A 21,379-nucleotide genomic window follows, 5' to 3' on the forward strand; every position below is an offset into this window, starting at 1 on the left:
AATCAAAAATTTAAAGTTTAATTCTTTGATGCTTCAAATGTCATTTTGTTATACTTAGTAATGTGTAACGATTTTGAAAAATTGAGTAAAAACTTAATCGTTTCTTTGCTCGGTCCAGTAGGTTTCACTTGTTCTGGTAATGATTCATTGTAAAGTTTTGCCATGAGCGTTAATTTGTTTATTCTCTTTTTTAACGCCCATAGTTTCACAATATTATAATCAGTACCGTATTTTTTTCATTTTAACGTAACCTTAATTATCTGTTAGTATAATATTGTGCTGTTCAATTATTTTTCTCAAGTTGATAAGAGCATACCTCATTCTACCGAGAGCCGTATTAATGCTTACCTCAGTTTGTTCGGCGATTTCTTTGAAAGACATTTCCTTGTAGATACGCATTTTAAGAACTTGTTTTTGATCTTCCGGTAGTTCTTCAACTAATCGCTTTACATCGGCATGTACTTGAGAGAGTATCATCTCAGTTTCTGTAGAATCAGCGCCATTACTGATTACATCAAATATGTCAAAATCATTTCTAGATTGAAATTTTGGCATACGCTTGTTTTTACGGAAATGGTCTATCACTAAATTGTGCGCTATACGCATTACCCATGGTAAAAACTTACCTTCTTCGTTATACTTTCCCTTTTTTAAAGTACGTATTACTTTAATGAAAGTATCTTGAAAAACATCTTCAGTAATGTCTTTATCCATTACTTTAGAAAAAATAAAACTGTAGATTTTTTGTTTATGTCGGTTTATTAGAACCTCTAGCGCGTATTCCTTACCTTCTATATACTGTCTAACCAAAACAGCATCCTGAACATTTTCCATTCTCATAGTACAACTACTTTAATGTGAGTTATTTTGTTATAACTCTTATCGTTAATGTGATTTAAAGTAAAATTGTATCTATAGGCAGTTGTTCAATTGTATTCGGCTAATATATAAACTTTTATAAAACAAATGCAAAAATTTAGACCAACTTTTAACAAATTAATAGATGCGTCACAATTTATATTAGTTTAAGTAGGGTGTATTTTTGTAATATGTCAAAGACTGAATTTTTTGAAGAAATAGATACTCTTAATCCAAAGGAGAATATTTTAATTAAAGGAGCGCAACTTCACAACTTAAAAAATATCAATGTAGTCATACCACGTAATAAGCTGGTAGTAATTACCGGTTTATCAGGTAGTGGTAAATCTTCTCTTGCATTTGACACATTATATGCAGAAGGACAACGTAGGTATGTTGAAAGTTTATCCTCATACGCAAGACAATTTTTAGGACGTCTAAACAAGCCTAAAGTCGAATATATCAAGGGTATTGCTCCGGCAGTAGCTATTGAACAAAAAGTAAATTCAACAAATCCTAGAAGTACGGTAGGGACAACCACAGAAATCTACGATTATTTAAAATTACTTTATGCTCGCGTAGGACGCACCTACTCTCCTATTTCTGGGAATGAAGTAAAAAAAGACACTGTAAGCGATGTAATCGATTACGTAAAAAAGCAAGAAAATGGTAGTAGAATGCTTCTCACAACACCATTGATTGTCAAAGGTAAACGCTCGGTCAAAGAGCAAATAGAAGTATTACAGCAACAAGGATATACTAGATTAAAAATAAATGATACCGTTTATCGAATAGACGATGAAGATCTTACTTATAAAGAAAAGGATTCTTTGAGAATTGTTGTAGATAGAATTGTTAAAAAGGATGATGAAGATTTTTATAACAGACTAGCCGATTCTGTCTCAACCGCCTTTTTCGAAGGAAAAGGAACAGCTTATATAGAACATGTAAAACAAGATAAAGAGCACATGTTTAGTAATGCTTTTGAATTAGATGGCATGGAGTTTCTAGAACCTAATGTACATTTATTCAGTTTTAATAATCCTTATGGAGCTTGTCCAAAATGTGAAGGCTATGGTGATGTAATAGGTATTGATGAGGATCTTGTTATTCCTAATACAGCACTATCTGTTTATGAAGGAGCAGTATTCCCTTGGAAAGGGGAAAGCATGTCCTATTATAAAAATCAATTAATTAAAAATGCATCAAAATTCAATTTCCCAATTCACCGCCCTTGGTTTGAGTTAACAGAAAAGCAAAAAAATATAGTTTGGGAAGGAAATAAGTACTTTGAAGGAATTAATGACTTCTTTAGCGAGCTAGAAGCCAAAGCGTACAAAATTCAAAATCGTGTGATGTTATCACGCTATCGTGGAAAAACAAAATGCTCACAATGTCATGGTACGAGATTACGTAAAGAGGCTAACTACGTTAAAATTGATGATAAAACTATTACAGATCTTGTCACGTTACCCATCAAGGAATTAATTCCGTTTTTTGATCAACTACAACTTTCGGAACATGATGCTAAAATTGCCGAAAGACTCCTTATAGAAATAAATAGTCGTTTACAATTTTTGAGTGATGTAGGTCTAGATTATCTTACCTTGAATCGTAAATCAAATTCTTTATCTGGTGGAGAAAGCCAGCGCATTAATCTCGCTACGAGCTTAGGTAGTAGTTTAGTTGGTAGCATGTACATTCTAGATGAGCCCAGTATAGGATTGCACCCTAAAGACACCACTAGATTAATTAAAGTTCTCAAAAATCTAAGAGACTTAGGAAATACAGTGATCGTAGTAGAACATGATGAGGAAATCATGCAAGCAGCCGATGAAATTATCGATATAGGTCCAGAGGCAGGAACCTACGGTGGTGAAGTGGTGGCTACTGGAACACTAAAAGAAATTTTAAATCAAAACAGTCTAACTGCACAGTACCTAAATGAATCACTAGAGATTCCTGTACCTAGCAAACGTAGAAACTTCAAGTACTACATAGATATAAAAGGTGCTAGGCAAAACAATCTTAAAAACATTGATGTTAAGTTTCCACTAGGAGTTCTTACCATGGTTACTGGTGTAAGCGGTAGCGGTAAATCTACTTTAGTAAAACAAATATTATATCCAGCTATTCTCAAAAAATTAGGTGGTTATGGTAAAAAGGCAGGTCATTTCACAAGTATAGAAGGAAAATTTGAAAATGTAAAAACTGTAGAATTTGTTGATCAAAACCCAATAGGTCGTAGCTCTCGCTCTAATCCTGTTACTTACATAAAGGCCTACGATGATATTAGAAACTTATTTGCAACTCAAAAGGTTTCAAAAATTCGCAATTACAAACCCAAACATTTTTCATTTAATGTAGAAGGTGGTCGTTGTGAAACTTGTAAAGGTGAAGGAGAAGTAACCATTGAAATGCAGTTCATGGCCGATGTCACCTTACAATGTGAAACATGCAATGGTAAACGGTTTAAAAAAGAAATTCTAGAAGTAGAATTTGAAGGTAAAAACATTCACGACATTCTTAATATGACAATAAGTGATGCCGTTGCGTTTTTCAAAACTAACAAACAAGATAAGGTTGCAAAAAAATTACAACCGCTGTTAGATGTAGGTTTAGGATATGTAACCCTAGGACAAAGTAGTTCTACCCTATCTGGTGGTGAGGCACAACGTATTAAACTTGCGAGTTTTCTCGTTAAAGGAACCACTGCAGATAAAACGTTATTCATCTTTGACGAACCTACTACCGGTCTTCATTTTCATGATATCAATAAATTATTGGACAGTTTTAATGCTCTTATTGACAAAGGACATTCTGTTATCGTAATTGAACATAATATGGATTTAGTAAAATGCGCCGATTATGTTATTGATCTAGGTCCCGACGGTGGTAAACAAGGAGGTAATCTAGTAGCATTTGGTACTCCAGAAGAAGTTGCTCAGGTAAAAGAAAGTCATACCGCACCATATATTTCTCAAAAATTGAAGTAATTCTACTTGTTAGGTTGTTATAATTGCGCTTTCGCGAAAGCATAATAAATAGTAACTTTAATAGTATAATAAAATAGCTATGCCTAAAAAAATCATTAATAAACTAAGAATTAAAAGAAAGGCAGCGCCTAAAACTTCACAAACAGTATTCACACCACCAGGAACTATATCTTACGTAGGAGTTCATCGTGAAGGTGAAGTAATAACTGAAACTATAGCTTACGGTCCAGAGCATTATGAAAAGCATGATAAAATTGTGTATAGTTTACCCAATGATTATGTAAAATGGTACAATCTGGACGGAATTCACGATATAGAAAAACTTAAAAAAATAGGGAAACGATTTGATATTCATCCTTTATTACTAGAAGATGTAGCTAATACTACACAACGCCCTAAAACAGAGTTCTATCCCAATTACGTATTTCAATGTATTAAAATGATTTCTTATGATGAAAAAGATCATGATATTGAACAAGAACAAGTAAGTATAATCTTAAATGAACATGAGGTTGTAACTTTTCAAGAACAAACTGGTGATGTTTTTGGGAGTGTGCGCAGTAGGATAGAAAATAATCATGGCAGAATAAGAACATCAGACAGTGACTATCTTTTCTATGCACTTATAGACAGCGTGCTGGACCATTATTTTATTGCTATAGAAAAAATAGGAGATTATCTAGACGTTCTAGAGGATGAAATATTCAATGACCCAGAAAAAGAATCTCTAAATAAAGTACAAAATAACAAACGTGTACTTATTAATTTACGACGTTCGGTTTATCCATTAAGAGAATCAATAAGCAGGCTTTTAAAAGAAGAATCTAGGTTTTTACAACCACAGACAAAAGCTTATTTTCAAGATGCCTACGATCATTGCATACAAATTATTGAGACAATTGAATCCTACAGAGAAATAAATACAGGATTAAAAGATATGTATCTATCTAGCGTAAGTCATAAGATGAATCAAATCATGCAGGTATTGACTATAATAAGTAGCATATTTATCCCAATGACTTTTCTAGCAGGAATTTACGGGATGAATTTTGAGCATATTCCCGAGCTTACATGGGAACACGGATACATGTATTTTTGGATAATCTGTGCGGTAATGTTTGTAGGATTAATAGTATTTTTTAAATTCAAAAAATGGTTATAAATTTGACTAGATAAAATTTTAACATTTATCATTTTGTTTGAAGCAGATACTCGCTGTATTTTTGCACGCCTTTTTAGATGAAAGGTTGTGTTTGGCACAGCAGTTGCATATAAATAGGCGAAGGTTATTAAGAGTAATTTTCATAAAGTTTTTTGGTTGGTTAGTGAAAGTCCTGAGCAGTATTCTTCTGCTCGGGATTTTCTAATTTTAGACCATTCTATAATTAAGTCCTTATATTTATTAAAATCATGAAGAAATATATTCCAATTTTACTACTTGTTTTTACTCTAATATCTTGTAAAAATGAAACCAATAATGGAGAAACTGACGTTTTGACCACCTCAAAAGCTGAACAAAATGTTAAAACGAACTCAGATTTATTACTATTTCCCGAAGATTATACAGGTATTTATAAAGGAAAATTGAATATTACCACAAGTAACGGGTTAAATTCAATTCCTATGGAATTGCATCTTCTTGCTACTCAAGATTCATTGAAATATGATTATAAAATTTTTTATGGAGAAGAAAGATCAGAAAGACCTTACTCCTTATTAAAAACGAATAATCCTAATTTATTTGAGCTTGATGAAAATAATGGAATAATTTTACCAACAGCTTATAGTGAAAACACCTTATTCAGTACCTATGAAGTGGCTGGTAATTTATTGACATCAACATTAATTTTTAATGAGGAGTACATTGAGTTTCTTATAAGCTTTAGTCCATTAGAGAGTAAAGAGCTGGCAGGCGAAGCCGAAGGTTTTGAGGTAAGCGCCTACCCTATTACAGTCATGCAGAAGGCTAGACTTTTCAAGGAATAATATCAATTAAAAAAGGCTTTTCGATTAAGAAAAGCCTTTTTTAATACTGAAACTATTTTGACATTAATCATTAAAGAAAAATCCATTGGGTGCAACACCGGTTGAAATGGTTGTCATAAGGTTACCATTTAAATCATATTCAAATGCCTGACCATTGGAAACAAAGTCTCCTGCATCAGCAATGTAAATAATACCATCTTTCACGGTAAATCCATACATGGCACCAAATGAAGAACTTGAATTATACTCTAAAACTGGTGTAGTTGATATTTGAGGATTATTTGTTGCGTAGCCATAAACCGCTGTGCCGTTTGTAAAATAGGTTGTTGCTCCATCGATAGAAATGTGCTTAGGCGTTGTTAAAGATGCTGGTAAACTTACTGTATTCACGATAGCATTAGTACCTATATTTATTTCAATTACACTACCTGTTGCACCACCATTGTTAGCAAGAACGTATAAAGAATTAGCGTTTAAAACTGCAGTATCTGGCGAGTTACCAGCTCCAAGGTCAATAGTGCCGATAATTGACTCAGAATCAGGATTGATAACTGTTATTGCATTACCACTTCCAAATGATCCATTCAAAACATAAACATTGTTATTTGCAGCATAAATTCTATTGACAACGTCTCCAACTACTATAGTTGAGGTGCTATAATCATTAAGGTCAATAACTGTAACAAAATCATCAGCAGTTGACATAAAATCGCCTGAATTTGTAACAAAAGCTTTATTACCTACTACCACACCATATCTAGGATTTTCAAAATCCGTGTCTACAGTATTTATTAAGGATAAAGAGAATCTATCTAAAACTGTAACACTACTAGACTGACCCGAAATAACGAACGCTCTATCATCGCTAAAAAACATATCTTGATTGAATCCACCGAAAGGTAGTTCAGTAGGGTTTGCAGTTTCAAATGCATTTGTATCTACGGTACCATTATCATCTACATAAGTAAAAGGGCTTAATGGTCCACCACCTTCATGTAGTATAAAATAACCACCATCGTATTCTCCTCTAGGTGCTGTACCGTTTACATCATCGTCTTCACTACAAGATGTGAATAAAATAGCAATAGCCATTAAGTAAAGAGGAAATTTTAAAATTCTGTTCATGTTTAGAAATTTAGATTTAAATAAAAGTTATAATTAATTCCAGGCATAAACCTGTTATTAACCGATTGATAATTAACATTAAAAAGATTGAGAACTCGTAAACCTATAGTCCAGTTCTTCTTAGGTAAAAACTCCATACCAAGATTTGAAATCAAATAAGAATCAAGTACAGCTTCAGGATTATTATCTGACTGAAAGAATACTTCACCAACGTACATCGTTTGAACATAGGTGTTTATTTCATGTAGTTTATTGGCACTTGGTTTGAAATTTATGTAAAAAGAATTAGTGGCTTTATGATAGGGCACATAAATTAATTGTTTGTCAGTAAGTCGGTTGGTTGAGTTAGTGTAAGCGTAATTACCGTTTAATTTAAAATTAATGTTATTCCATCTTGTTATGTAGTTAGCCTGAAATTCTAGACCATAGGAAACTACCTGATCTGTATTAATAGGTCTCCATATAGCGCTAGAATTGGGTACCCATCTAATCATATCACTAATATCATAGTAGAATCCGGTGATTTTAAAATTACTGTTCTCAAAATCAAAAGAATGACCCATTTCTAATTGATAAGATTGTTCAGGATTTAATTCACTATTCCCAGCTCCTATCCAATACAAATCATTAAACGTAGGTATTCTATAATTGCGTGAACCATTTATATTTATTGTATAAAAATCAAATAACCTATAACTTATTCCTACATTGAATAATAAAGGGCTATCATAATCCTTTGTAGTTTCTAAACGACTACCTATTTCATAATACCATTTATTGAGCCTTTGATTTAAAAGAAAACTAAATGAACCTATAGTTCTATCTCTATTTTCAAGATTGCTACCAGCTCCTGAGGTATGATTCAAGTCAGCTACAAATCGTGCTTGCGTATTAGTATTAATTTTTAGGTTGAACTGATAATTTCCTATCCATGATTGAGAATTACCCGAGCTGTAGGAATCCCGATCAACATTTCCATAAAACCTGTAGCGTTCAGTTAAATAAGCTGCTCTTAAAACTGAGGTGACAGCCTTCTTTTTAAATTCCCATTCAAGGAGGTTTCTTGTGTTGTAATCTTCATACTTAGATGGAATTTCACTAGGATTGATTAAAGAAAAATTCCTAGAACCATCAAAAAAATAATTGTAATACTTAAAGGTGTGATAATTATTGAGCTTATATCCCAATTGAGAATTTACGGAAAAGTTGTAGAACTGCCCATTCAAATTAGTTCGTTCCTGACCTCTGAAATCATAGGTGTAATCATTGTCTGAACTTTGACGTGAAACAGCTATACCAGCATAAAGTTTGGAATTAGCAAAAGAAGTTTTATAACCATAATCCTGTGTATTAAAACTTCCTATATTACCAAAAAGCTCGTTTGAAAACTGATTTTTAAATTCAATTTTATCATTCAAGTGAATGGTTCCTCCTATTGCGCCGCTTCCATAAATTACGCTTCCGCCACCATACCTAACCGTAATTTCTTCAAAGTTTCTTGTATTTAAAGTATTAAAATCAGTTTGACCATTAAGCTGTGAGTTAATATTTATTCCGTTCCATATTACTGCTGTTTGCTGCGCTGTTGTTCCTCTAAAAGAAGGAGACGAAACGCCGCCACGACTATTTTCTTTGAAGAAAATGGTTGAATTAAACCTTAATAAATCAGTTAATAGAGCAGACTGTCTCTTGCTTATACTATCTGTAAGAGTGGTTGTTGTTTGGGTCTTGGAAAAAGGCACTAGTAGCCTGTCTGCATTTAATACAATAGTATCAAGTTCCGCAGGCTGTTGTTGACCGTAGATCGTCCAGGTAAAACAAATGAATACTAGTATTCTCAGTGCTTTGTGCATTACTTTTAGTTTTCAGGTAAAAGCACAGAGATCACAAATGCACAAAAGCATTTGATGAGATACCTGCCACCTTTATCCCGAAGGTTAACATTATTTGGTATTAGAGGCAGGTCTCCTGACTTCAACATGTTTCTGCCTTCCCAGATAAACCAGTGGCTATAATCGAAACATCTCTTGCGAGTAATGTTGTTTACAGTTGCGGGAACAGTTCTAGAATTACACTAGATTCCCTTTTAATTCATTAGTATATGGTTATTACGTTTTCGCGACCGAAGCTTGCCATAAAGGCAAATGCGAGGAAAGCATAATAATCATTAATTAATGAAACCTTCAATACACGGCAAAAGTAATCTAATAAAGTTATTTTTACACTCACAATGATGAAACAGTTTTTATACATAGGGTTTATAGCGATTTTACTAGGTAGTTGTAAGCAAAATAGAGATCAAACATTGGTTGAAACTCCAGAAGCTAAAAGTGATATATCGTTTGATTATGCAACCGGACTTACTGTTCAAAATACAGAAACTGGAATTTACGTTACTGTAAAAAAACCTTGGCCAGATGCAACAAAGGATTACACTTATAAACTTATTCCTGCTTCTAGCCAGAAAAGAGAATTAATTCCTGAACCTGATGCTGGCACTATCATACAAGTACCTGTAAAACGAATAATTGCAACATCTACTACTCACTTACCACCCTTAGACCTGTTAGGTGTGGAAAAAAGTTTAGTTGGATTTCCTGAAACTGATTACATAAGTAATAGTACAATAAGAAATTTAATAGAAACAGGAAATATACAAGATGTTGGAATCAACGAAAGACTAGATGTGGAAAGTGTCATACTCACGCAACCGGATGTGGTCATAGGGTATGGTGTTGAAGGAGAAAATCCAACATACAACAACATTCAAAAAGCTGGTATTCCAGTATTATTTAGTGGTGCTTGGGTTGAGAAGCATCCATTGGGAAGAGCCGAGTGGATTAAGCTGTACGGACTGCTATTTAGTAAACAAAAACAAGCTGACTCCATATTTAATAAAATTAAGAATGACTATTTACAAGCAAAAGAGTTAGTAGTTGACCTGCCAAAACCTACTGTAATTGCAGGTGCAACCTGGAAAGATGTGTGGTATTTACCCTATGGTGATTCCTGGCAAGGATTAATTCTAGCTGATGCCGGCTGTAATTACATTTATGAAAACACATCTGGCAAAGGATCACTAGCCTATAATATTGAACAAGTACTTAAAGATGCTCAAAAGGCAGATTATTGGATCGCTCCTGGAAGTTATACGACTTATTCAAACATGCTTGCAGATAACCAAGCCTATGGACAGTTTAAGGCCTTTCAGCAAAAAAAACTATATACCTTTGCATTGAAGAGAGGCTCTACAGGCGGATTTATTTATTATGAAGAAGCTAGTATGCGACCAGATTTAGTGCTTAAAGACATTATTTATCTCACTCACGACCGTGACTTGCTTAAAGACTATCAGCCTTATTTTTTTAGTACACTTTTACCATAGGTTCTAAATGAAAGTTAACACGCTTATCATATCATTATTAATAGGAATAGTATTTCTATTTGTACTTGATGTTTGTTTGGGCACTGTTTTCATCAAACCTCATCAAGTATGGGACTCCTTTTTTAGTGAAAAGGCACTTCAAGACCAACCTACCATTACCTACATAGTTACTAACATACGAGCACCACGAGCTGTTATGGCAATAATTGCCGGTGCATTCCTAGCAATATCAGGCATATTAATGCAAACTTTATTCAGGAATCCATTAGCAGGTCCCTTTGTTTTGGGTATCTCAAGTGGTGCAGGATTAGGTGTTGCTTTTACGGTACTGGGCGCTAGTTGGCTGGGTTTTCAAGCAGCAAGTCAAAGTAGTTTAGTTTTATCAAGTATCTTAGGTAGCGTGGTTGTTTTAGTATTGATACTTCTTATTTCATTTAGATTAAGGGACACCATGGGCCTACTCATAATTGGACTTATGGTGGGTAGCTTAAGTAGTGCTATAGTTGGAATCCTGAGTTACTTCAGCGCCAGTACAGAATTACAGAGGTATGTTTTTTGGTCTCTAGGTAGTTTGAGTAACGTATCATGGTTTTCAATACTTATACTGGCAAGTATACTACTCATAGGTATGGTGGTAATCACATACCTCATTAAACCACTTAATGCACTATTACTAGGTGAACAATACGCTCTAAGTTTAGGAGTTAATATCAAATTGACTAAGTGGATCATTATCATACTCACAAGTGTTTTAGCTGGATCCATTACAGCCTATGCCGGACCCATCGCCTTCATAGGGCTTGCTGTTCCGCATCTTACTAGGATGATGTTACCCAGTGTTAATCATAAATCCTTATTTCCTACAGCTGTTTTATTAGGATCTGCCCTACTTCTATTTTGTGATATAATAGCTCAATTGCCTTTCAGTAGTAAATCCTTACCCATAAATGCCGTCACATCACTTATCGGCGCTCCTGTTGTAATTTGGTTAATTGTAAGAAAACGTAAACTTCACTTTTAATGTTAGTAGCACAGGATTTACATATAGGATACGGTTCTTGTGAAGTTGCTCGCACGGTTGGTGATTTCGCTTTCGCGAAAGCGAATCTAACAGCAATCATAGGTGGTAACGGGATGGGGAAATCAACGTTTTTACGAGCTTTGGCGTATGGTAACCATAAGATTTCAGGGAACGTAATTTTAGACAATAAATTAAGACAAAATTACAGCGACGTTGAATGGTCTAGAAAAGTAGCTGTTGTACTTACACAAAGAGAATTTAGTCACCATCTTACAGTAAAAGAACTTCTGGAGCTTAGTAGAATACCCTACAGTAATTTTATGGCCAATATAAGTGAAGCAGATAATGAAATTATACAAAAAATTAGTACTGATTTTCAAATTTCAACTTTATTGGGTCGTAGATTACACAGTATAAGTGACGGGCAATTACAGCGAGTTCTAATTGCGAGAGCACTAGTACAGGATACTGATTTTATTCTGATGGACGAGCCTACTAGTCATCTAGATCTTAACTTTAAAATTGATTTGTTGCACCAACTTAAAGAAGTTTGTCTTACTAATAAAAAAGGTATAATTTTTTGTACTCATGAATTAGAAATGGCACTTCATCTAGCAAATGAATTGGTAACTATACATAAGGGTTCGATTGTCAAACATACAAGACAAGAATTGCTATCGAGTAATTTATTAAATAAGATGTTTCCTTCAAGCAAACTCAATTTTGATGAAAATGGAGTTTCCTATAAATGGTGATAAGAACATTCTGAATTTTTAATTCGATTTATGAGCCTTTAATTTTTGATTTAGCTTATGCTTAACTAAAATGTATAAGGATATTAGAAGTGTACATAGTAATAAATCAATAAATAAGAAATCCAGTGACCAAGAATGATGAAGGTTAGCCTGACCATCTAAAAATTCATGATAATAGGTAAAAGGCAAACGTATATCAATTTCAAACGAACTTTCATTACTTCATGGTGTTGAAATATTATCAATAATGGAAATAAAAGACAAGCTACAGAAAAGTGTTATTAATAAAAAAAGCGAAATGAAAAATTTATAGAATAGCTTTATCACTAATTCATCCAGTTAAAATACTTTACTACATAGACAACAAGTAATGCGCCTCCTATACCAAAAAATATGGCTCCTTGCCAATAATATAACTTTGAGGTGGTTTGCTTGAAATAAGTTTCTCCATACATTTTTATGAAATGCTTGTGAGTTGTAAGCCAAAACAAATACATACAAACAACAAATACAAAAATAGCCAGCAGTAGTAAAGATGTCATAAAAAGTAAATTGAGTCTAAGTAAATATACTTAAAACTCGGTAGCTGTCATAAAATGCCGATACTTATTATGAGCATCACTCGCAATTTAACAGGTTATTGACTTGATTTAAAATCAATTGAAATACTGTTTACACAATGTCTTATACCACTAGCTGTAGGCCCATCATTGAATACATGACCCAAATGCCCACCGCAATTAGAGCAAAGGATTTCCGTACGTATCATCCCATGTGATTTATCTAATTTACGTTCAATTGCACCAGGAATTTCTCCATCAAAAGAAGGCCAACCACAACCAGAATCAAATTTTGTCTCTGATTTAAACAAAGGATTGTTGCAAGCCGCGCATACATACATTCCTTTTTCAAAATGCGTATTATATTCACCACTAAAGGGCCTTTCAGTACCTTTTTCTCGTAGAATGTAATACTGCTCTGGTGTAAGCTCTTCTTTCCACTCTGCTTCGGTCTTTTTCATAAACAATTATTTACGTAGTTCTGGTAAGGATTCACCTTCAGGAATAAAATTCAATGCCACACCATTAATACAATGTCTTTTTCCAGTTGTTCTTCTAGGGCCGTCATTAAACTCATGACCTAGATGACTGCCGCAAGTTGCACATTTTAACTCGGTTCTTGCATACCCAATTTTATAATCAGTATCCCTTTTAACCTGACCATCAATAGCTCTATCATAACTAGGCCATCCTGTACCAGAATCAAATTTGTGCTCATTATTATAAACAGGTGCGTAACATGCTGCGCAAATTAAGGTTCCTGGTTTATATTGTTTATTTAAAGGACTGGTAAAAGGTCTTTCGGTACCAGCCTCGCGTAACACGTTGTACTCTTGTGGTGATAGGATTTCTTTCCATTCTTCATTAGTCTTAGAAACTTTATAGGTTGTTTCTTGTTCGGTTGTGGAAGCAGTAGTATCATTCATTGCCACTTTTGCTTCTTCATTTTTACAAGACAAAAAACCTAGTACGGTAACTAAAATAACTATTCTCTTAATCATTACTATTTATTTATAATTCAAAATTATACCAATAACATGCCAGAATATGTTGCAAGACTGTTAAGTATTATGTCGAAAGTATCACGATATCATTGCAAAAATGTCTAGCAGTTGTCTCTCTCTTTTTATAGGGTGTTTTGTACCTTTATAGCATGAATAAAAAAGTAGCTATTATCATGGGATCTACAAGTGATTTACCTGTGATGCAAGACGCCATAGATGTTCTTAAAGAACTTAATATTGAAATTGAAGTAGATGTTGTGAGCGCTCACCGCACGCCTGAAAAAATGTTCCAATTTGGAACCACTGCACACGAGAATGGCATAGCAGTTATAATTGCTGGCGCTGGTGGTGCTGCTCATTTACCGGGCATGGTAGCCAGTCTGTCTCCTTTACCAGTTATTGGTGTTCCTGTGAAATCAAGTAATTCTATTGATGGATGGGATAGTGTTTTATCTATTTTACAAATGCCAGGTGGTGTTCCTGTAGCTACCGTAGCATTGAATGGCGCAAAAAATGCTGGAATTCTTGCAGCTCAAATAATAGGTGCAACACAAAACGATGTTAGAGACCGAATTATAACCTACAAAGAAGGTCTTAAAGAAAAAGTTCATCGTGCTGCTAGTGAGATGAAATATGACTAAAACTTACAAAGTAATTTCCATTTTAATCATCTCTATAACCCTTATTTGGTTAGTCTATGCTGGATTTCAACCAAAATGGATTAAATGGGAATTAATGACCGCTGGTGGAATTCATTTCATCATGTCATTTATAATAAATCGACAGTATCACAACTGGGAATACAACTATTTGGGGATCATTCATGGAACTCTAATGGTAGTTTTAATGGGTTGGGGATATTTTTTTGTTTAACTATATTAATCAAAAGTTTAACAATATTATAGTCCAATTTTGGACTATTGATAAGTAATTTTACAATATGAAAACAAGTGATAATCCGTTATTACAAGAATTTAATACACCATTCAATACAGCTCCTTTTTCAATTATCACAGAGGATTTGTATGAGGACGCTTTCGCGAAAGCGATAAAAATAGCACAAGAAGAAATTACTCTTATTACGAGTAATAAAGATGAGCCTTCATTTGAAAATACGATTGAAGCTCTAGATAAGGCTGGCGAAAAATTAGGAAGAATATCAAGTATCTTCTTTAATCTTAATAGTGCCGAAACCAACGATGAAATTCAAAGAATCGCTCGTGAGGTAAGTCCACAGTTAAGTAAATTTAGCAATGATGTTACCTTAAATTTAGATCTATTTGAACGTGTAAAGCATGTGTATAATAAACGTGATCAGCTTGATTTAAATCCAGAACAACTTACTCTTCTTGATAAAAAGTATAAACGATTTTCACGTAATGGCGCCTTGCTTAATGATAAACAGAAAGAACGATTACGAGAAATTGACACACAGCTAGCACAGTTAAGTCTACAATTTGGTGAAAATGTGCTTGCAGCAACAAATGCATTTGAAATGCATATTAAAGATGAATCAAAATTATCTGGCCTACCAGAAAGCGCTCTAGAAGCTGCCAAAGAAACAGCTAACAGTCGTGATAAAGAAGGTTATATTTTCACACTAGACTATCCTAGTTATATCCCATTAATGACCTATGCAAACGATAGGGATTTACGCAAAGAAATGTCACTTGCTTTTGGGTCTAGAGCTTACAAGGATGATCATGATAATCAAGAAAATGTACTGCAAATTGCGCAACTAAGGTTTGAAAGAGCACAATTATTAGGATACGATAGTCATGCTCATTTTATTCTAGAGGAACGTATGGCTGGATCGCCGGAGCAGGTTAACGACTTTTTGAATGAATTACTGGAAAAAGCACAACCTGCCGCTCAAAGTGAGTTTGATGAATTACAGAGGTTTGCCCAAAATCATAAGGATTTGCCGATTGATCAATTGCAAAAATGGGATAGCGCTTACTACAGTGAAAAGTTAAAGCAACAACGATTTGAACTTGATGATGAGTTGCTTAAACCCTATTTTAAATTAGAAAATGTAATAAACGGTGCTTTTAAGATTGCCAACAAATTGTTTGGACTGACTTTCAAGAAAAATACAGAAATTGACAGCTATCATAAAGATGTAATGATTTATGAAGTTTATAATGAAGACAAATCATTGAACTCCATATTCTATGCAGACTTTTTTCCAAGAAAAGGAAAGCGTAATGGAGCGTGGATGACTAGTTTCAAAAGTCAATGGAAAGAAAATGGACATGATAGCAGACCACATGTTTCGATTGTGTGTAATTTCACAAAACCTACTAGTACAAAACCATCTTTACTTACTTTTAATGAGGTAACAACTTTATTTCATGAGTTTGGTCATGCCCTACACGGTATGCTTGCAAACACTACATACCGTAGCCTTTCAGGAACATCGGTGCATTGGGATTTTGTAGAATTACCTAGTCAAGTTCTTGAAAACTGGTGTTATGAAAAAGAAGCACTAGAACTATTTGCAAGGCACTATGAAACTAACGAGGTCATACCACAAGAGTATATTGAAAAAATCAAAGCTGCAGCTACCTTTTTAGAAGGTATGCAAACCATGCGACAACTCAGTTTTGGATTGTTAGATATGAGTTGGCACGGTATTGATCCATCGCAGATAGAAGATGTTAAGGTTCATGAGCGCACCACTTTTGAGAAAACAGATTTATATCCCGACGTACCTAGCAGTTGCATGAGCACAGCATTCAGCCACATTTTTCAAGGAGGATATAGTGCTGGATATTACAGTTACAAATGGGCTGAGGTTTTAGATGCCGATGCTTTTGAATTTTTCAAACAAAAGGGAATTTTCAATAGAGAGGTTGCAGATCTTTTTAAAGACAATGTACTTTCCATGGGAGGAACAGAAGACCCTATGGAATTATATGTTCGATTTCGCGGAAGCAAACCAAAAACAGACGCTCTTTTAAAACGAGCAGGACTTATAAAAACATAAAAAACTAAATGCCAGAAGTAGAATTAGATCCAAAAAAGTGGGTAGATCGTTATAGCGACTATTTATTTAATTACACCATAACAAGAGTTAATGATGCTGTTATGGCACAAGATCTAGTTGCCGAAACTTTTCTGGCTGGTCTTAAAAGTGCGCACAGATTCAAGGGAAAATCCACTGAGCGCACTTGGCTTGTATCAATTCTTAAACGTAAAATCATTGATTATTATCGCAAAATCAATTCTAATAAAGGTAAAGCCGAGGTTAGAATGAGTTATTTAGATAACAATGATGAAACAGGAGATTGGCTAGAAGAACGAGTAAAAGATTTACGCAATCCTACTGTAGAAGATGATATAGAACAAAAAGAATTAGGTGAAGCGTTACAAGAATGTATTGCAGCTTTGCCTGAACGATATGCCATCATCTTTGTGCAAAAAACCATCGATCGCATGGATACAGAAACCATTTGTAAGGAGCATGATATCACGGCGTCCAATCTATGGGTGATTATTCATAGAGCCAGAGTCCAATTAATGGAATGTTTGAATAAAAAATGGTACAAGATCGATTAAACTATCATGGGTAGAGTATTTATAAATTGTAACGATGCCGAAGTGTTGAGTACACGAGAGCAATACAATGATCTCAATAGTAAAGAGCGTTTTAAACTTAAAATGCATCACTCCCATTGCTGGAGATGTAGATCCTTTAATAAAAAAAACTGCAAGTTTACTAGAACGTTAAACGGTTTGAACTGGATTAAATTAACCGCAGCCGAAAAGGCTAAAATTCGTTCTCGCATTAAGGATGCGATTGAAAGGAAACTTTAACAGCAAACTTTTAAAAGTAGCCAAATAATTGGTAATCCCTCAACGGCAAAGCTCACAAAATAGGAGCTTTTTATTTTGTCTGATAAGTAAATAAAAAGCAATAATAAAACCGTAATAATTACTGTTTCAGACGTATTTGAATCAATAATGGGTTGATACATTAATTGCAAGACAAAAAAGAAAAAGGCACTTAGATACCCGATAATTTTAGTGTAACCAACTCCTATTTTTTGAGGTAATGTGATTAGGTGTGTTTTATCATCTTCAATATCTCTAATTTCAAAAGGTATACAGTAAGCTATCATAAAGCAAAGAAGAGTTATCCCAAGATACATATGATCTTCAAAATCAATGTAATTTAAACCCTGAACAGTGTTTGCAAATCCGTGCGCGCTCCAAAAAAAACTCAACAACAATAACACCCAGCTTATTGCTACAACAGGCGTTTTTAAATAAACAAACTCTCTGATTTTCTTATTGAATAGCAAAGGAAACGCATATACTAAGTTTAACAGTACTAGCAAAGCCACAATTAGCCAATACTCCGTTGTTTCAAAGGCTAATAAACTAAGAGCAATTAATGTCAATAAGGAGCTCATGATTAATATAAAGCCTCGATATTTAAATGGTTTTCTGGCTAATATTAATGGGTAATATTTAGTCAGGTTATAACTAACGACAACTAGACAAAATTGCATAATGTAAAACGGCCAATCGACAAAAGGCTCTAGATAAGGTAATGTGATAACCATAGACAAGGAAACAAAGCAAATTGCCACATGTAAACTCGTTCTTATGTAGAACTCCAGCCCTTTTTTTATTAGCATCATAGAACAAAGGTAATAGCAGTGGTTAATAACCTATTAAAAAGCGTGAATAAAAAGAGGTAATAATTAACTAACCTCTGTTAGTTTAAACTACTTAATCGACTACTTTTGCATGAAAATAAAGCGGCTACCCTTAAAAACAAGTTGCTATTTAATAACATAGACCACATAAGCACTATGAATACAGATCGTTTTGCCCTTAGACACATTGGGCCACGCAAGAAAGATCTTAACACCATGCTAGATACCATTGGTGTTTCCTCAATCGACGAGCTCATTTATCAAACCGTTCCAGATGGAATTAAATTGAAAAAAGAACTGGAATTAGATCCAGCGATGAGCGAGTACGAATACCTTAATCACATCCAAGAATTAGGTAATAAAAACAAACAATTTAAGTCCTACATCGGTTTAGGATACAACGCCGCTATTACACCAGCCGTAATTCAACGTAATATACTTGAAAATCCAGGTTGGTATACAGCTTACACACCTTACCAAGCAGAAATTGCACAAGGTCGTCTAGAGGCATTGCTCAATTACCAGACTATGATCACCGATCTCACTGGTATGGAATTGGCAAATGCCTCATTATTAGATGAATCTACCGCTGCTGCCGAGGCGATGACCTTACTTTTTGCAGTTCGTGAACGCGCACAGAAAAAAGAAGGAGTGGTGAAATTCTTTGTTGACGAGGACACCTTGCCACAAACCAAAGAATTATTAAAAACACGTGCTATTCCTTTAGGAATTGAGCTTGTTGAAGGTAACCCTAAGGAGATGGATATGTCCAACGGTTATTATGCCGTACTACTTCAGTATCCTGGTGCAAGTGGTAAAGTGGTTGATTATACTCAATTTGCCCAAGCTTGTAAAGAAAATGACATAAAAATAGCAGTAGCTGCAGACATACTTTCACTAGTAATGTTAGAAGCTCCTGGTAATTGGGGTGCCGATGTTGTTGTAGGTACTACACAACGTTTTGGAATTCCATTAGGATATGGTGGCCCACATGCTGCCTATTTTGCAACTAAGGAAACGTATAAACGTCAAATACCTGGTAGAATTATAGGTGTAACTCGCGACATGGATGGTAAGCGTGCATTGCGTATGGCTTTACAAACTCGTGAGCAGCATATTAAAAGAGACAAAGCAACTTCTAATATTTGTACTGCTCAGGTTCTACTTGCAGTAATGGCTGGAATGTACGGTGTTTATCACGGTCCTAAGGGATTAAAATACATTGCTAGTAAAGTACATTACACAGCTGCTACCCTAGCCGATGCTGTTGAAAAACTAGGTATTTATCAAGAAAACGAACAATATTTTGATACTCTATCTTTTAAAGCTGATGCAGCCAAGGTGCGCGAACAAGCTTTAGCATTAGAAATTAACTTCTATTATCCAGATGAAGAAACAGTTCAAGTTTCTATAAACGAGACTACTTCTATAAAAGATCTTAACGATATTGTTTCCGCTTTCGCGAAAGCGTACTCAAAAGAAGCAACGGTAATCACTAATCTATTGGATCAAAACAATGTAGGTGTAAAACGTGAAAGTGAATTCATGACCTATGATGTATTCAATAGTTATCACAGTGAAACAGAATTGATGCGTTATATTAAAAAATTAGAGCGTAAAGATCTGGCATTAAATCACTCGATGATTTCTTTAGGATCTTGTACGATGAAATTGAACGCAGCAGCCGAAATGTTACCACTTTCAGATCCTCAATGGGGTAATATTCACCCATTTGTTCCTGCAGATCAGGCTCAAGGATATCTAGAAATGTTGGCAAAGCTTGAGGAACAATTGAATGAAGTTACTGGATTTGCAGGTACCTCTTTACAACCTAATTCTGGTGCGCAAGGAGAATTTGCAGGACTTATGGCTATTAGAGCCTATCATGAGTCTCGTGGTGATAGCCACCGTAATATTTGTTTAATTCCATCTAGCGCACATGGAACCAATCCTGCAAGTGCTGTTATGGCAGGAATGAAAGTAGTTGTTACAAAAGCACTAGAAAATGGTAACATAGATGTTGATGATTTAAGAGCCAAGGCGATTGAATATAAAGACAACCTGTCTGCTCTTATGGTTACTTATCCATCGACTCACGGTGTTTATGAGAGTGCGATTAAGGAGATAACTGGAATCATTCATGAAAATGGTGGTCAAGTATATATGGATGGTGCAAACATGAATGCTCAAGTAGGTCTTACTAACCCAGGAAATATAGGCGCTGATGTTTGTCACCTCAACCTACACAAAACATTTGCCATACCTCACGGTGGTGGTGGACCTGGTGTAGGCCCTATTTGTGTTGCAAAGCAACTAGTACCATTCTTACCTACAAATCCTGTAGTACCTACAGGAGGCGATCAAGCGATTACTCCTATTAGTGCTGCGCCATATGGAAGTGCGCTAGCCTGTGTAATTTCTTATGGTTATATATGCATGCTAGGTGCTGCTGGTTTAAAGCGATCTACTGAATATGCTATAGTTAATGCTAATTATATCAAAGAACGTTTAAACGGGAGTTTTGAATGTTTATATGTAGGTGAAAGAGGTCGTGCCGCTCACGAAATGATCATTGACTGTAGACCATTTAAAGAAAATGGAATAGAAGTAACTGATATCGCCAAACGTTTGATGGATTATGGTTTCCACGCTCCTACGGTGTCATTCCCGGTAAATGGAACCATGATGATCGAACCAACAGAATCGGAAAGTAAGGAAGAGATTGATCGTTTTTGCGATGCGATGATTTCCATAAGAAAGGAAATTGAAGAGGCTACTAAGGAAGAGCCTAATAATGTTCTTAAAAATGCGCCCCATACCTTACAAATGATAACAAGTGATGACTGGAATTTTCCTTACACTAGGAAAAAAGCTGCTTATCCACTGGAATGGGTAAGTGACAACAAATTCTGGCCTACTGTACGTCGCGCGGATGATGCTTATGGTGACAGAAATTTAATGTGTACATGTGCTCCTATGGAAGAGTACTTGTAAACTTTTAAAATCAATCATTAAAAAACCG

Annotated in this window: 20 protein-coding genes and 1 riboswitch; of the genes, 12 read left to right on the plus strand and 8 right to left on the minus strand. The window is 34.8% G+C overall.

The annotated features are described in order from the left end of the window. Positions 1 to 17: 17 nt before the first annotated feature. Together AAT17_RS13390 and AAT17_RS01480 are read right to left on the minus strand one after the other, a co-directional pair. Positions 18 to 164, minus strand: a complete 147-nt coding sequence (locus AAT17_RS13390; RefSeq protein WP_167341906.1) for a hypothetical protein — start codon at positions 162 to 164, stop codon at positions 18 to 20. A gap of 88 nt (positions 165 to 252) precedes the next feature. Next, the gene (locus AAT17_RS01480; RefSeq protein WP_042278668.1) at positions 253 to 840 is read right to left on the minus strand and encodes an RNA polymerase sigma factor; all 588 of its coding nucleotides are present in this window, start codon (positions 838 to 840) and stop codon (positions 253 to 255) included. A gap of 209 nt (positions 841 to 1,049) precedes the next feature. Here AAT17_RS01480 and uvrA point away from each other — a divergent pair, with 209 nt between their 5' ends. The 3 genes from uvrA to AAT17_RS01495 all read left to right on the plus strand — a co-directional run bounded on the left by uvrA (position 1,050) and on the right by AAT17_RS01495 (position 5,840). Further along, positions 1,050 to 3,854, plus strand: coding sequence for an excinuclease ABC subunit UvrA (gene uvrA / locus AAT17_RS01485; RefSeq protein WP_060522591.1), 2,805 nt, complete (start codon positions 1,050 to 1,052; stop codon positions 3,852 to 3,854). A gap of 79 nt (positions 3,855 to 3,933) precedes the next feature. After that, complete coding sequence (corA, locus tag AAT17_RS01490; protein WP_060522592.1) at positions 3,934 to 5,016, plus strand: magnesium/cobalt transporter CorA; 1,083 nt, start codon at positions 3,934 to 3,936, stop codon at positions 5,014 to 5,016. Positions 5,017 to 5,264: 248 nt separating this feature from the next. Further along, positions 5,265 to 5,840 carry a hypothetical protein gene (locus AAT17_RS01495; protein WP_042278667.1) on the plus strand — a complete coding sequence of 192 codons (576 nt, stop codon included), beginning with the start codon at positions 5,265 to 5,267 and terminating at the stop codon, positions 5,838 to 5,840. A gap of 63 nt (positions 5,841 to 5,903) precedes the next feature. On the opposite strand, the gene AAT17_RS01500 is transcribed toward AAT17_RS01495, so the two are convergent. Together AAT17_RS01500 and AAT17_RS01505 are read right to left on the minus strand one after the other, a co-directional pair. Beyond that, on the minus strand, positions 5,904 to 6,965 hold the full coding sequence (locus AAT17_RS01500; RefSeq protein ID WP_060522593.1) for a YncE family protein: 1,062 nt from the start codon (positions 6,963 to 6,965) through the stop codon (positions 5,904 to 5,906). A 2-nt stretch (positions 6,966 to 6,967) separates the two neighbouring features. Beyond that, positions 6,968 to 8,818, minus strand: coding sequence for a TonB-dependent siderophore receptor (locus tag AAT17_RS01505; RefSeq protein WP_060522594.1), 1,851 nt, complete (start codon positions 8,816 to 8,818; stop codon positions 6,968 to 6,970). Between the two features lie 87 nt (positions 8,819 to 8,905). Next, a riboswitch (cobalamin riboswitch) is annotated at positions 8,906 to 9,096 on the minus strand. Positions 9,097 to 9,195: 99 nt separating this feature from the next. Between AAT17_RS01505 and AAT17_RS01510 the strand changes: the two genes are divergently transcribed. The 3 genes from AAT17_RS01510 to AAT17_RS01520 are packed head-to-tail and all read left to right on the plus strand — an operon-like array spanning position 9,196 to position 12,126. Further along, complete coding sequence (locus AAT17_RS01510) at positions 9,196 to 10,350, plus strand: ABC transporter substrate-binding protein (protein ID WP_060522595.1); 1,155 nt, start codon at positions 9,196 to 9,198, stop codon at positions 10,348 to 10,350. A gap of 7 nt (positions 10,351 to 10,357) precedes the next feature. After that, positions 10,358 to 11,371, plus strand: coding sequence for an iron ABC transporter permease (locus AAT17_RS01515; protein WP_060522596.1), 1,014 nt, complete (start codon positions 10,358 to 10,360; stop codon positions 11,369 to 11,371). Continuing rightward, positions 11,371 to 12,126, plus strand: a complete 756-nt coding sequence (locus AAT17_RS01520) for an ABC transporter ATP-binding protein (RefSeq protein ID WP_060522597.1) — start codon at positions 11,371 to 11,373, stop codon at positions 12,124 to 12,126. The genes AAT17_RS01515 and AAT17_RS01520 overlap by 1 nt, the downstream gene beginning before the upstream one ends. Positions 12,127 to 12,452: 326 nt before the next feature. On the opposite strand, the gene AAT17_RS13255 is transcribed toward AAT17_RS01520, so the two are convergent. The 3 genes from AAT17_RS13255 to msrB (AAT17_RS01530) form a co-directional block, all read right to left on the minus strand. Then, positions 12,453 to 12,668, minus strand: coding sequence for a hypothetical protein (locus tag AAT17_RS13255; RefSeq protein ID WP_157539196.1), 216 nt, complete (start codon positions 12,666 to 12,668; stop codon positions 12,453 to 12,455). Between the two features lie 95 nt (positions 12,669 to 12,763). Continuing rightward, entirely contained in the window at positions 12,764 to 13,147 is a 384-nt protein-coding gene (gene msrB / locus AAT17_RS01525; RefSeq protein WP_060522598.1) for a peptide-methionine (R)-S-oxide reductase MsrB, read from the minus strand. Positions 13,148 to 13,153: 6 nt separating this feature from the next. Next, positions 13,154 to 13,612 (minus strand): peptide-methionine (R)-S-oxide reductase MsrB, encoded by a 459-nt coding sequence (msrB, locus tag AAT17_RS01530; protein ID WP_253279799.1) that lies wholly within the window; start codon positions 13,610 to 13,612, stop codon positions 13,154 to 13,156. A gap of 227 nt (positions 13,613 to 13,839) precedes the next feature. On the opposite strand from msrB (AAT17_RS01530), the gene purE reads away from it, so the two are divergent. The 5 genes from purE to AAT17_RS01555 all read left to right on the plus strand — a co-directional run bounded on the left by purE (position 13,840) and on the right by AAT17_RS01555 (position 17,509). Further along, on the plus strand, positions 13,840 to 14,331 hold the full coding sequence (gene purE, locus AAT17_RS01535) for a 5-(carboxyamino)imidazole ribonucleotide mutase (protein ID WP_060522600.1): 492 nt from the start codon (positions 13,840 to 13,842) through the stop codon (positions 14,329 to 14,331). Continuing rightward, positions 14,324 to 14,563 (plus strand): hypothetical protein, encoded by a 240-nt coding sequence (locus AAT17_RS01540; RefSeq protein ID WP_060522601.1) that lies wholly within the window; start codon positions 14,324 to 14,326, stop codon positions 14,561 to 14,563. The genes purE and AAT17_RS01540 overlap by 8 nt, the downstream gene beginning before the upstream one ends. A 67-nt stretch (positions 14,564 to 14,630) precedes the next feature. Continuing rightward, entirely contained in the window at positions 14,631 to 16,679 is a 2,049-nt protein-coding gene (locus AAT17_RS01545) for a M3 family metallopeptidase (protein WP_060522602.1), read from the plus strand. Between the two features lie 8 nt (positions 16,680 to 16,687). After that, a complete protein-coding gene (locus AAT17_RS01550; RefSeq protein ID WP_042278655.1) occupies positions 16,688 to 17,251 on the plus strand; it encodes a sigma-70 family RNA polymerase sigma factor in 564 nt (187 codons plus the stop codon). 6 nt (positions 17,252 to 17,257) lie between these two features. Then, positions 17,258 to 17,509 carry a hypothetical protein gene (locus tag AAT17_RS01555; protein ID WP_042278654.1) on the plus strand — a complete coding sequence of 84 codons (252 nt, stop codon included), beginning with the start codon at positions 17,258 to 17,260 and terminating at the stop codon, positions 17,507 to 17,509. Here AAT17_RS01555 and AAT17_RS01560 read toward each other — a convergent pair. Beyond that, positions 17,506 to 18,339: a hypothetical protein gene (locus AAT17_RS01560; RefSeq protein WP_060522603.1), complete on the minus strand. Its 834-nt coding sequence runs from the start codon at positions 18,337 to 18,339 to the stop codon at positions 17,506 to 17,508. The two genes, AAT17_RS01555 and AAT17_RS01560, sit on opposite strands and share 4 nt — an antisense overlap. Positions 18,340 to 18,513: 174 nt before the next feature. On the opposite strand from AAT17_RS01560, the gene gcvP reads away from it, so the two are divergent. Then, on the plus strand, positions 18,514 to 21,351 hold the full coding sequence (gene gcvP / locus AAT17_RS01565; RefSeq protein WP_060522604.1) for an aminomethyl-transferring glycine dehydrogenase: 2,838 nt from the start codon (positions 18,514 to 18,516) through the stop codon (positions 21,349 to 21,351). Positions 21,352 to 21,379 lie beyond the last annotated feature (28 nt).

Source organism: Nonlabens sp. MIC269 (assembly GCF_001430865.1).
GTDB classification, from domain to species: Bacteria; Bacteroidota; Bacteroidia; order Flavobacteriales; family Flavobacteriaceae; genus Nonlabens; species Nonlabens tegetincola.

Excerpts from the sequence above, each read along its gene's own strand:
- AAT17_RS13390 (WP_167341906.1), bottom strand. The coding sequence starts at position 164 with ATGGCAAAACTTTACAATGAATCATTACCAGAACAAGTGAAACCTACT.
- AAT17_RS01480 (WP_042278668.1), bottom strand. The coding sequence starts at position 840 with ATGAGAATGGAAAATGTTCAGGATGCTGTTTTGGTTAGACAGTATATA.
- uvrA (WP_060522591.1), top strand. The coding sequence starts at position 1,050 with ATGTCAAAGACTGAATTTTTTGAAGAAATAGATACTCTTAATCCAAAG.
- corA (WP_060522592.1), top strand. The coding sequence starts at position 3,934 with ATGCCTAAAAAAATCATTAATAAACTAAGAATTAAAAGAAAGGCAGCG.
- AAT17_RS01495 (WP_042278667.1), top strand. The coding sequence starts at position 5,265 with ATGAAGAAATATATTCCAATTTTACTACTTGTTTTTACTCTAATATCT.
- AAT17_RS01500 (WP_060522593.1), bottom strand. The coding sequence starts at position 6,965 with ATGAACAGAATTTTAAAATTTCCTCTTTACTTAATGGCTATTGCTATT.
- AAT17_RS01505 (WP_060522594.1), bottom strand. The coding sequence starts at position 8,818 with ATGCACAAAGCACTGAGAATACTAGTATTCATTTGTTTTACCTGGACG.
- AAT17_RS01510 (WP_060522595.1), top strand. The coding sequence starts at position 9,196 with ATGATGAAACAGTTTTTATACATAGGGTTTATAGCGATTTTACTAGGT.
- AAT17_RS01515 (WP_060522596.1), top strand. The coding sequence starts at position 10,358 with ATGAAAGTTAACACGCTTATCATATCATTATTAATAGGAATAGTATTT.
- AAT17_RS01520 (WP_060522597.1), top strand. The coding sequence starts at position 11,371 with ATGTTAGTAGCACAGGATTTACATATAGGATACGGTTCTTGTGAAGTT.
- AAT17_RS13255 (WP_157539196.1), bottom strand. The coding sequence starts at position 12,668 with ATGACATCTTTACTACTGCTGGCTATTTTTGTATTTGTTGTTTGTATG.
- msrB (WP_060522598.1), bottom strand. The coding sequence starts at position 13,147 with ATGAAAAAGACCGAAGCAGAGTGGAAAGAAGAGCTTACACCAGAGCAG.
- msrB (WP_253279799.1), bottom strand. The coding sequence starts at position 13,612 with ATGAATGATACTACTGCTTCCACAACCGAACAAGAAACAACCTATAAA.
- purE (WP_060522600.1), top strand. The coding sequence starts at position 13,840 with ATGAATAAAAAAGTAGCTATTATCATGGGATCTACAAGTGATTTACCT.
- AAT17_RS01540 (WP_060522601.1), top strand. The coding sequence starts at position 14,324 with ATGACTAAAACTTACAAAGTAATTTCCATTTTAATCATCTCTATAACC.
- AAT17_RS01545 (WP_060522602.1), top strand. The coding sequence starts at position 14,631 with ATGAAAACAAGTGATAATCCGTTATTACAAGAATTTAATACACCATTC.
- AAT17_RS01550 (WP_042278655.1), top strand. The coding sequence starts at position 16,688 with ATGCCAGAAGTAGAATTAGATCCAAAAAAGTGGGTAGATCGTTATAGC.
- AAT17_RS01555 (WP_042278654.1), top strand. The coding sequence starts at position 17,258 with ATGGGTAGAGTATTTATAAATTGTAACGATGCCGAAGTGTTGAGTACA.
- AAT17_RS01560 (WP_060522603.1), bottom strand. The coding sequence starts at position 18,339 with ATGATGCTAATAAAAAAAGGGCTGGAGTTCTACATAAGAACGAGTTTA.
- gcvP (WP_060522604.1), top strand. The coding sequence starts at position 18,514 with ATGAATACAGATCGTTTTGCCCTTAGACACATTGGGCCACGCAAGAAA.